This window comes from Nocardia sp. XZ_19_385, from assembly GCF_015355755.1.
In the GTDB taxonomy this organism is placed as follows: Bacteria; Actinomycetota; Actinomycetes; order Mycobacteriales; family Mycobacteriaceae; genus Nocardia.
Window position 1 is genome coordinate 1,832,483 of sequence record NZ_JACVEE010000002.1, and the last position, 10,968, is coordinate 1,843,450.

Below are 10,968 nucleotides of genomic sequence, written 5' to 3' on the forward strand. Positions count from 1 at the left end.
TCGAAAGTCGTTGTCAACAACCCTGGATTCAGCGCGAAAGTGCCTTGGTCAGAGCAATTTTCGCTTCAGTGGTCAGTTTCGCGACCAGTTCGCCGACCGGTAACTCGGGCGCCAGCGAGTGGGTCTGCCCGGCCCAGAGGTTCACCTCTTCGGAGTTCCCGGCGCCGCGGGCGGCGGCTCGCAATGGTGCGGTCGCATAATGGATCTCAGGGTACGCGGCGGGAGCGTCGGTGTGGTCCAACAGGAATCGGTTGCGTATGCCGCGGGCTCGACGCCCGGTGAATGCTCGGGTGAGCATGGTCGGGGTCGCCGAACCCAGTGCGCCCTTATGTATCGAATTGGTACCGGCTTCCGGGCAGCGCAGGAAGACGGTGCCCAATTGCGCGGCCCGCGCCCCGGCGGCCAGAACGCCCGCGAGACCGGCGCCGGTTGTGATACCGCCGGTCGCCACCAGCGGCAGATCGACAGCGGCGGTGAGCAACTGGAGCAGCGACAGCAGCCCGAGCGGATCGGTGACGTCATCGGCGACCCGGTCGACGAAGGTGGCGCGGTGCCCGCCGGCCTCGGCCCCTTGCGCGACAAGTACATCCGCGCCGACTTCGGCGGCAGTCAACGCCTCGGCCACCGAGGTGACCGTCACCCAGACTTCCGAGCCGGCCGCGTGCAGCCGCGAAACCTCCGCGGCGCTGAAACAACCGAACGTGCATGTGACGACGGAAACCGGCGCCGCGACAAGCAGATCGATCTTGGCGTCCCAGGCGTCGCTGTCGTACTTCGGCGCACCGACTTCGTACTCGGCCGCCAACGCATCCACATAGTCGGAGAACTCGCCAGGCGGCGTCGGCGCACCTGGCGCGAACAGATTCACGCCGAACGGCTTACCGGTCAGCGCCCGCGTCTTCTCGATCCGCGCCGCTGTCTCCTCGACGCTGAGATACCCGGCGGCCAGCAGCCCGAGCCCACCGGCCTCGGACACGGCCGCGGTCAGCTCCGGCGTAGAAGGTCCACCCGCCATCGGCGCGAGCACGATCGGCGTCTGCAACTCGTCGAGGATCACGAGACCCAGTCTGGCACTTGTCAAGGTCACGGATAACAGCCGAAAGTTACGAAGTTCGGGACCCTTCCCTGCCCGCGACCTGCGTAAACATAAGAGAAGGTTGCGGAATGGTCACGACGGGGTAGAGTTCCCGTCACAACGGAAGCCGAAACGTTACAAATTTCGGAACCGCGCAGATCGGTGCAAACCGGTCGTAACGGTACTCCGTTTCCCTGTAGGTCGGACGCTAGGACGAAGCTTTGTCGCAGCACCGGGTTGGCCCCAGTTCCATCACCGTCATGAGCCTTCTGGGCAACGAAGTTTCGGTATCGGAGCGCCGGACGCGGCATCGCGCCGAGTCGCCCTCCACCGATCGCGTCAAGCGCGTCGCCACCTTCGCGGTCGCCGCGGGCGCTCTGGTCGGCACCGCGACGCAGGTCGCGCCGGCCCTGGCCGCGCCGCTCTCGCCGCACCACGACACCGACGAAAAGGCCGCCGAGCCCATCACGTTCAAGGGCGCCGGCGAAATCTCCTCCACTCAGGCCAAGTTCGCGACCCCGGTCGCCGACGTCGCGCCCGAGGCGACTCCGGTCGCGGCTCAGGTCGCCGCCCCGGTCGCGCAGCCGTTCGGCATCCAGAACCTGCCGCCGGAGATCGCGGGCCCGCTGGCCCAGGTCGAGGAGGTCCTCAAGGGTGTGACCCAGCAGGTCGCCCCAGCGACCGCGGTGCGCCCGGTGGCCGGCCAGATCAGCTCCGGATATGGCGCCCGCTGGGGCACCATGCACTACGGCGTCGATTTCGCCGACCACCTCGGCGCCCCGATCCACTCCGTCAGCAACGGCACCGTCATCGAGGCGGGCCCGGCTTCGGGCTTCGGCCTCTGGGTCCGGGTGCTGCAGGACGACGGCACCACCGCCGTTTACGGCCACGTCAACGACATGTTCGTGCAAGAAGGCCAGCGGGTGAAGGCGGGCGATGTGATCGCCTCCGTCGGCAACCGCGGCAACTCCAGCGGCCCGCACCTGCACCTGGAGATCTGGGACCAGGGTGGCGCGAAAATCGATCCCCTGCCGTATCTGGCCGCCAAGGGCGTCCCGATGCAGTGGGGCCCGTCCAAGCACTGATCTTCGTTGCCCAGCTTGACATCTCACCTACAGAGCAGCAGAACGCTGGTTAGGCTCCTGTCGTGACCGAGCTGGGCGATATCTTCGAACCGGGATCTCCACACGGGCGTACCTACGCCGTGCTGGTGCATCATCCGCGCTCCGGACTGGCCGATATCGCGCGCTATCTGGATGTTTCGGAGGAATCCGCGGCCGCCTCGCTGAAGGTGCTGTGCGAACTCCAAGCGGCGGTACAGCTTTCCAACGGCGACGGCGCACCCATCTGGGATGCCCATGCCCCGGAATCGCTGTCCGAATCCGAGGCGCGCCGCCGCCAGCACGAGATCAGCCAGATGCACGCCGCCGCAGCGCGACTCAGTGAGACGTTCCGTTCGGTGCGGCGCTCCCCGCGCACCAACGGCGCCATCGTGCCGGTCTTCGAGCGGGTCGAGATGCTGGCCGATTTCGAGGAAATCCAGTCCGCCGCACGCACTTCGGTGAAGCTCATCGAACGCGGCCCGTACCTCAGCGATTCCGAGCGCGAGCAGCGCCAGTTCCAGCTGAAGCGGGCCCGCCTCGGCGAGGGCATCCGCTACCAGACGCTGTACCAGGACACCATCTACCAGGACGCGGAACGACTACGTCACGCACTGGCCACCAATGCCAGTGGCGCGCAGGCCCGCACGCTGCCGGAGCCGCCGTTCAAGATGATCGTGGTCGACGACGAACGCGGCATCCTGGTCCTGCACGCCGACGAACGCAGACCGGACCCGATGGGGATCAGAGTCTCCGGTTCGCCCGCGCTGCGCTTGATGATCAAGACCTTCGATGTGCTGTGGTCGCTGGCCGCGCCGATCTCGGTGAATCCCTCCGCCGAGGAACTCGACGAACGCGACAAGGCGATCCTGACCCTGATGGGCCTGGGCGCCACCGACGACACCATCGCCCGCCGGCTCGGCATGTCCCGCCGCACCGTGGTGCGCCGCACCGCCCGGCTGCTGGAGCGCCTGGGCGCGAGCACCCGATTCCAAGCCGGGGTGCAGGCCACCCGGCGCGGCTGGCTATGAGAAGTCTCACGGCCGCACATCTGCAACATCCCGCCTCGAGCTACCGATGTGCCGGAAGGCGACTGCGATCATTTCCGGTCGCCTTTTGTGGTTCGGGGAGCCCGATATGATTGCCCGGACCGCGCTGGCCCAGGACGACGATCTCCGGGGTGGGGCTGAACAGACAAGGCCGAGCGGCCGATGAGATGAACGGCCGTGCGGCCGCGCTAGACGCGAGAGGTGATTACACCCGAATGGATACTGCCCGTCGTTCCGGTCGTGGTACCCGTCGCCGCAGGTCGGGCAGCCCTACCTTCGGTCAACTGCTCACCGCGGCCGTGGAGTCCGCCGCCGATGCGGTGGCCGTGCGGGCCGGCGCCGAGGAATTCACCTACCGCCAGCTGGACGCCGACTCCTCGCGGCTGGCCCGGGAGCTGATCGAACGCGGTATCGGCCCCGGTGACGTGGTCGCCATCGGCATCGCGCGCGGCATCGAATCGGTGCTGGCGGTGTGGGCCATCGCCAAGACCGGCGCGGCGTATGTGCCGGTCGATCCGGCCTACCCGGCCGAGCGGATCGCGCACATCGTCGGCGACTCCGGCGCCGCGATCGGTCTCACCACCTCACAGCACCGGCGCAAGCTCGGCTCCGATATCTACTGGATCGAACTGAACGATCCGGTCGTGGCGCAGCGGATCCTCGATCGCCCGGAGCACCCGATCTCCTACGCCGACCGGGTCCGCCCGCTCGACGAGCGCCATCCGGCCTACGTCATCTACACCTCCGGCTCCACCGGCAAGCCCAAGGGTGTTGTCGTGACGCACACCGGCCTGGCCGGGCTGGTCGCCGCCGAGGCCGAGCACTACCAGGTCACCGACGATTCCCGGGTCCTGCACGTCTGCTCGCCGAACTTCGACGTCTCCGTGCTGGAAATGCTGCTCACGTTCTCCACCGGCGCGACGCTGGTGATCTCGCCGCCGACGGTGTTCGGCGGTTTCGAGCTGGCCGAGCTGCTGCGCTCCGAACGTGTCACGCACATGCTGATCACCCCGGGCGCGCTGGAGTCGGTGGATCCCGCCGATCTGCCCGACCTGCGGGTCGTGGTGGTCGCGGGCGACAAGTTCGGTCCCGAACTGGTGGGTCGATGGGCCACCGGGGACCGCGAGTTCTACAACGGATACGGGCCGACCGAGGCCACCATTCTGGCGACCAGCACGCCGCCGATGCGCGGCGACGAGCCGGTCACCATCGGCAGCTCGATCCCGGGTGTGGGCGCGTTCGTGCTCGATGCGCGGCTGCGACCGGTGCCCGCCGGGGTCATCGGCGAGCTATACCTATCCGGCCCCGCGCTGGCCCAGGGCTACCTGGGCCGCCCCGGCCTGACCGCTGAACGGTTCGTGGCCAGCCCGTTCGGCGCGGACGCCGAGACTCCGGGGGCCAGGCTGTACCGCACCGGCGACCTGGTGCGCCGTGCCGACAACGGCATCATCGAATACCTGGGCCGCGTCGACTTCCAGATCAAGGTCCGCGGTTTCCGCGTGGAACTCGGCGAGATCGACAACGCGCTGGAAGCGCATCCCGCCATCGATTACGCGGCCACGCTGGGCAAGACGCTGCCCTCGGGACAGACCGCGCTGGTGTCCTACGTGCTGCCGCACACCGAGGTCGATACCGCAGCGCTGACCGAGTACCTCGCGGAATCGCTGCCCGCGCACATGATTCCGGCGTCGATCATGGTGCTCGACGAGATCCCGCTGAACCCGGTCGGCAAGCTCGACCGTGCGGCGCTGCCCGAGCCGGTTTTCGCCACGCGCGAATTCCGTGCTCCCGCAACCCCCGCCGAGCAGGTCGTCGCGGATGTGTACGCGGCACTGCTGATGTCGGGTGCGGACGCCCAGATCGGCGCTGACGACGACTTCTTCGCCCTCGGCGGCAACTCGCTGCTCGCCGCGCAGGCCGCCGCCCGCATCGGTTCCGCGCTCGACGTGCGCGTCCCGGTGCAACTGCTGTTCGAGGCCTCGTCGGTGACGGCGCTGGCCGAGCGGGTGCTGCAGCAGGCGGCGACTCCCGCGGGCCGGGCGTTGCACGCGGTGGAGCGGCCCGAACTGGTGCCGCTGTCCTACGCGCAGCAGCGCATGTGGTTCCTGAACCGCTTCGATCCGGCCAGCGCGGTCAACAACATTCCGGTCGCGGTCCGATTGTCCGGGCGACTCGATGTGGTGGCCCTGCAGTCGGCGATGCGGGATCTGGTGGAGCGGCACGAGGTGCTGCGCACGGTCTACCCCGAGGTCGACGGCGCCGGGGTGCAGTCGGTGCTGCCGATGACCGATCCCCGTGCGGTGCCGCCGCTTCCGACGCTGGACTCGGCCCCGGAGCAGGTGGCGGAGTTCGTCACCCGGGTGGCGATGACCAAGTTCGACGTGACCGCCAAGCCGCCGATCCGGGTGCAGCTGCTGCGGTTGCGCAACGACGAGCACGTACTGGTGTGCGTCATCCACCACATCGCCGGTGACGGTTTCTCCATGGGCCCGCTGACCCGGGACCTGATGACCGCGTACGTGGAGCGCACCCGCGGCGGCCGCCCGCAATGGCCGGCGCTGGAGGTGCAGTACGCCGATTACGCCATCTGGCAGCGGGAAACGCTCGGCTCCGAGGACGATCCGGAATCGCTGCTGTCGCAGCAGATCGCGTACTGGCAGGCCCAGCTGGCGGCGCTGCCCGAGCAGCTGAACCTGCCCGCCGACCGGCCCCGGCCCGCCGCGGCCTCGAACCGCGGCGCGACGTTCCGGTCCACCGTGGACGCCGACCTGCACGCGGCCCTGCAAAAGATTGCCCAGCAGCACAATTCGACCTTGTTCATGGTCGCGCACACCGCGCTCGCGGTGCTGCTGTCCCGCCTGTCGGGCACCCGCGACATCGTCATCGGCACCCCGGTGGCGGGCCGCGGCGAGGCCGCGCTGGACGACCTGATCGGCATGTTCGTCAACACGCTGGTGTTGCGCACCGAGATCGCGCCGGGCGCCAGCTTCGAAGACCTGCTCGGCCAGGTCCGCCAGGCCGATATCGAGGCGTTCGGCCACGCCGACGTGCCGTTCGAACGCCTGGTGGAACTGCTGGATCCGGTCCGGTCCACCGCCCGGCACCCGCTGTTCCAGGTGCTGCTGGTGCTGCAGAACATGGAGCGCACGCAGCTGGAGTTGCCCGAGCTGAGCGTGGCGGGCGCGGAGCTGAACGTGCCGCTGGCGAAGTTCGACCTGCAGCTGGAGCTGGTCGAGCAGACCGCCGAAGACGGCACGCCGCAGGGCCTTTCGCTCGCCTTCACCTATGCGACCGATCTGTTCGACGAGCCGACCGTCGAGGATTTCGCGGACCGCTTCCGCCGGATCCTGTCCGCGCTCACCGCCGACACCGCGGCCGTGGTCGGCGATGTCGACCTGCTCGCCCCCGGTGAGCGGGACCTGGTGTTGCGCGAGTGGAACACTCCGGGCGCGCAGGTCCCCGAGGTCACCCTGGTGGATCTCATTGCGGCACAGGCGCACCGGCGCCCGAACGCCATCGCCGTCCGTTTCGGTGACACCGCGTTGACCTTCGGTGAGTTGCAGCGCCGGGCGAACCGGGTAGCGCGGGCGCTGATCGCGCGCGGCGCCGGACCGGAAACCCTTGTCGCCGTGGCCCTGCCGCGCACCGAGGAACTGCCGGTCGGCCTGCTCGCGGTGCTGATGACCGGCGCGGGTTACCTGCCGATCGACACCACCTACCCGGCGCAGCGCCTGGAGTTCATGCTCTCCGACGCCGCGCCCGCCTGCATTCTGACCGCCGCCGACGTGGTCGGTGCTGTGCCCTCCGGTGACGTGCCGGTAGTGCTGCTGGAGCAGACCGGTGACCTGCCGGATGCCCCGATCACCGATCGGGACCGCCTCGCACCCCTGCACCCGGACAACCTGGCCTACGTCATCTACACCTCCGGCTCCACCGGCGTGCCCAAAGGCGTCGGCGTCGCGCACCGCAATGTGGTGGAGCTGTTCGCCAACACCCAGGCGCTGTTCGATTTCGACGAGACCGACGTGTGGACGCTGTTCCACTCCTTCGCCTTCGACTTCTCCGTGTGGGAACTGTGGTGCGCGCTGGCCAACGGCGGCACCGTCGTCGTGGTCGACTACCTGACCTCGCGGTCACCGGAACTGTTCCGCGAGTTGCTGATTCGCGAGCAGGTCACGGTGCTGAACCAGACGCCGTCGGCGTTCTACCAACTGGCCGAGGCCGATCGCGCCGCGCACTCGGGCGACGCGGGCAAGTTCGCGTTGCGCTACGTCGTCTTCGGCGGCGAGGCGCTGGACCTGCGCCAGCTGCAGCGCTGGTACGAGCGGCACGCCGTGGACGCCCCGTGGCTGGTCAACATGTACGGCATCACCGAGACCACGGTGCACGTGTCGTTCCTGGAACTGAACGAGCAGATGGTCGACTACGCGGCCAGCGTGATCGGCCGGGCCCTGCCGGGTCTGGACGCCTACGTCATCGACGAGCGCCTGCACCCGGCGCCGGTCGGCGTCGCGGGTGAGATCAATGTCGCCGGTAACCAGCTCTCGCGCGGCTACCTCGGCCGGCCCGGGCTCACCGCGACCCGTTTCGTCGCGAACCCCTACGGGGAGCCCGGTTCTCGCATGTACCGCACCGGCGATGTCGGCCGCTGGGCCGGCTTCGGCGGGCGCGCGAACCTCGAGTACGCCGGTCGCAGCGACCAGCAGGTGCAGCTGCGTGGCTTCCGGATCGAGCTCGGTGAGATCGAGTCGGCGCTGCTGCGCTGCCCGGGCGTGAGCCAGGCCGTGGTGCTGGTCAGCTCCGACGAGCACGCGGGCGACCGGCTCATCGGATACGCCGTGCCCGACACCGACACACACCTCGACCCCATCGAATTGCGTACCAAGGCAGCCGAATTCCTGACCGCCTACATGGTGCCGGACGCGATCGTGGTGCTGGACGCGCTGCCGCTCACCCCGAACGGGAAACTGGACCGCAAGGCCCTGCCCGCACCGGAATTCGTGAGCACGGCCGCCTTCCGGGCGCCGTCCTCGCCGATCGAGCTGGCCGTCGCGGAGGTCTTCGCCGGTTTGCTCAACGGTGCCGAGGTCGGGCTGGACGACGATTTCTTTGCCCTCGGCGGTAATTCGCTGCTGGCGACCCGCGCGGTGGCCCGGATCAACGAGGCCTTGGACGCGAATCTCGCGGTGCGCGAACTGTTCGAGGCCTCCACCGTCGCGGCGCTGGCCGCGCGCGTCGTCGTGGGCACCGGGGACTCGACCCGGCCGCCGCTGGCCCGGGGCGAGCGTCCGGCCCGGATTCCGCTGTCGCTGGTGCAGCAGCGGATGTGGGTGCTCAATCAGCTCGACCAGGCCTCGCCCGCCTACAACATTCCGCTCGCGATCCGGCTCACCGGCGTGCTCGATGTGTCCGCGCTGCGCTACGCCGTCGCCGACGTGCTGGAACGGCATGAGGCGCTGCGCACCCGCTACCCGGTCACCGGACCGGGCGGGCTGCCGTACCAGGAGATCGTCTCGGTGGCCGAGGCGCTGCCGGGCGGGCTGGACGTGGAGACCACCTCGAACCCGATCGCCCACATCACCGACATGATGTCGCGCGGTTTCGATGTCACCTCGGCGGTGCCGCTGCGCGCGGTGCTGCTGAACTCCGCCGACAATCCCGAGGAGCATCTGCTCGTCGTTGTGGTGCACCATATTTCGGCCGACGGTGTCTCGATGGCGCCGCTGGCTCGCGACCTGGCGACCGCTTACGTCTCCCGCGTCGAGGGCCGTTCGCCGGCCTGGGTGCCGCTGGAGGTGCAGTACGCCGACTTCGCGCTCTGGCAGCGCGCCGCGATCGGCGCCGACGACGACGAGACCTCGGTGGCGGCAAAGCAATTGGCGTACTGGCGCAAGCGCCTGAGCGGACTGAACGGGGAACTGGCGCTGCCGCTGGATCGCCCGCGTCCGCCGGTGCCGTCCATGCGTGGTGCGGCGACCGGGATCAGTGTGCCCACCGAGGTGCACGAGAACCTGGTCCGCATTGCGCGCGAGCACAATTCGACGCTGTTCATGGTCGTGCACGCGGCGCTGGCGGTGCTGCTGGCGCGCATGTCCGGCAGCTCCGATATCGCCATCGGTACCGCCATCGCGGGCCGCGGGGAACGGGCGCTCGACGATCTCGTCGGCATGTTCGTCAACACCTTGGCGCTGCGCACCACCGTCGAAAGTGGTTCCAGCTTCGCCGAACTGGTCGAGCAGGCCCGGGAGACCGACCTGTCGGCCTTCGGCAATGCCGACGTGCCGTTCGAGCGGGTGGTCGAGGAGGTGGCCGCGGGTCGCAGCGCGCACAACCCGCTGTTCCAGGTAGTGCTGTCCTTCGAGAGCACCGACGCGCCGACCCTCGAACTGCCCGGCCTCACCATCGCCGGGCTCGATGCCGGCGCCATCGCGGCCAAGTTCGACCTGCAAGTGATCGTCGATCCGCGCACCTCCGGTGAGCTGAACGTCGTATTCAGCTACGCGACCGACATTTTCGACGAGTCGACGGCCAAGGCGTTCGCCCGCCGCTTCGAGCGGATCCTGGCCGCGGTGGCCACCGACCCGCACACCGTCGTCGGCGATATCGACATCCTCGACGCCGAGGAACGCGACCGCGGCCAGGCCGGGCAGACCGCCCACGCCGAGCCCGTGGAGAACACCAGCACCGCCGGCGCCGCGCTGACGCAGTCGCTGACGGCCGCGGTGGAGGACGACCCGGAAGGTCCCGCGCTCGTGTGGGGCGAACAGGCCGTCAGCTACCAGGAGCTGGACGCGCGCTCGTCGAAACTGGCGCGGGTGCTGATCGATCGCGGCTGTGGTCCCGGCACGGGTGTCGCGGTCCGGCTCGAGCGCGGCGTCGACGCGGCGGTGGCGAGCTGGGCCGTGCTCAAAACCGGTGCGGCCCTGGTGCCCTCGGGCCTGCCCGGCGGACTGGAGGTCAAGATCGGGCTCGGCTCCGGGGTAGAGGACCTGGACTGGCTCGCGCTCGAGGACGCGGCCGTACGCGCCGAGATCGACGCGCAGTCGCCGCGCCCGGTCACCTACGCGAACCGGCTGCGCACCCTGCGCGGCAGCGATCCGGCCCTGATCGACGACGGCAGCACGCTCACCTACGACGAGCTGGCGGCCGCGGTCGACCGGTTCACCGGCCGGGCCGAGCTGACCTTCGAATCCCGCACCTACGGCACCGGCCGTCCGGGTTCGGCCGCCGGTTTGCTCGAAGTGGTGGCGGCCGGGTCCAACGGTGCGTCGGTGGTGGTCGCCGCGAGTGGCGACCTGACCGGATTGCTCGCCGACGAGTGGGTGACACATCTGCTCACCGATCAGGCCGGACTGGGCAGCGTGGACTTCGGCGAGCTCGAAGATCTGCGCACCGTGGTGCTGACCGGCAGTGCCGCGGCCGCGGGCGGCGATACCGTCGAAATAATTCCGCTGGCGGATTTGCTGGGAACCGAGGTGTCGAGCCGGATCGGCTGACCTCAATGCCCGGTAAATGCTCACCTCGCGAGATACCGCTCGGTGCGTTCGGCAGGGCAGAATGGCATCCGCTTCGGACGCGGCACGGCAATGACAGTGAACGACAGTGGTCGGTGCGCCGAGGCTGAAAGAAACTGATGAGGGAGTGGCGTTGATGGTGCAGGGCTGGCAGTTGACCGTGGTTGCTGGGGGCGTGCGCTGATGTCGCGTCCGACCCGCACCCGGCCCGCCCGTCCGCAGCGCTCCCG

Annotated in this window: 4 protein-coding genes; 3 read left to right on the top strand and 1 reads right to left on the bottom strand. The window is 69.1% G+C overall.

Features of this window, described 5'->3' with window-relative positions:
* Positions 1 to 28 precede the first annotated feature (28 nt).
* Positions 29 to 1,057 carry a nitronate monooxygenase family protein gene (locus IBX22_RS21385; RefSeq protein WP_194817844.1) on the bottom strand — a complete coding sequence of 343 codons (1,029 nt, stop codon included), beginning with the start codon at positions 1,055 to 1,057 and terminating at the stop codon, positions 29 to 31.
* Between the two features lie 278 nt (positions 1,058 to 1,335).
* Between IBX22_RS21385 and IBX22_RS21390 the strand changes: the two genes are divergently transcribed.
* The 3 genes from IBX22_RS21390 (at position 1,336) to IBX22_RS21400 (ending at position 10,720) form a co-directional block, all read left to right on the top strand.
* A complete protein-coding gene (locus IBX22_RS21390; protein WP_194817277.1) occupies positions 1,336 to 2,160 on the top strand; it encodes a M23 family metallopeptidase in 825 nt (274 codons plus the stop codon).
* A 62-nt stretch (positions 2,161 to 2,222) separates the two neighbouring features.
* The gene (locus IBX22_RS21395) at positions 2,223 to 3,206 is read left to right on the top strand and encodes a LuxR C-terminal-related transcriptional regulator (protein WP_194817278.1); all 984 of its coding nucleotides are present in this window, start codon (positions 2,223 to 2,225) and stop codon (positions 3,204 to 3,206) included.
* 233 nt (positions 3,207 to 3,439) lie between these two features.
* Complete coding sequence (locus IBX22_RS21400) at positions 3,440 to 10,720, top strand: non-ribosomal peptide synthetase (RefSeq protein ID WP_194817279.1); 7,281 nt, start codon at positions 3,440 to 3,442, stop codon at positions 10,718 to 10,720.
* The last annotated feature ends 248 nt before the right edge of the window (positions 10,721 to 10,968 follow it).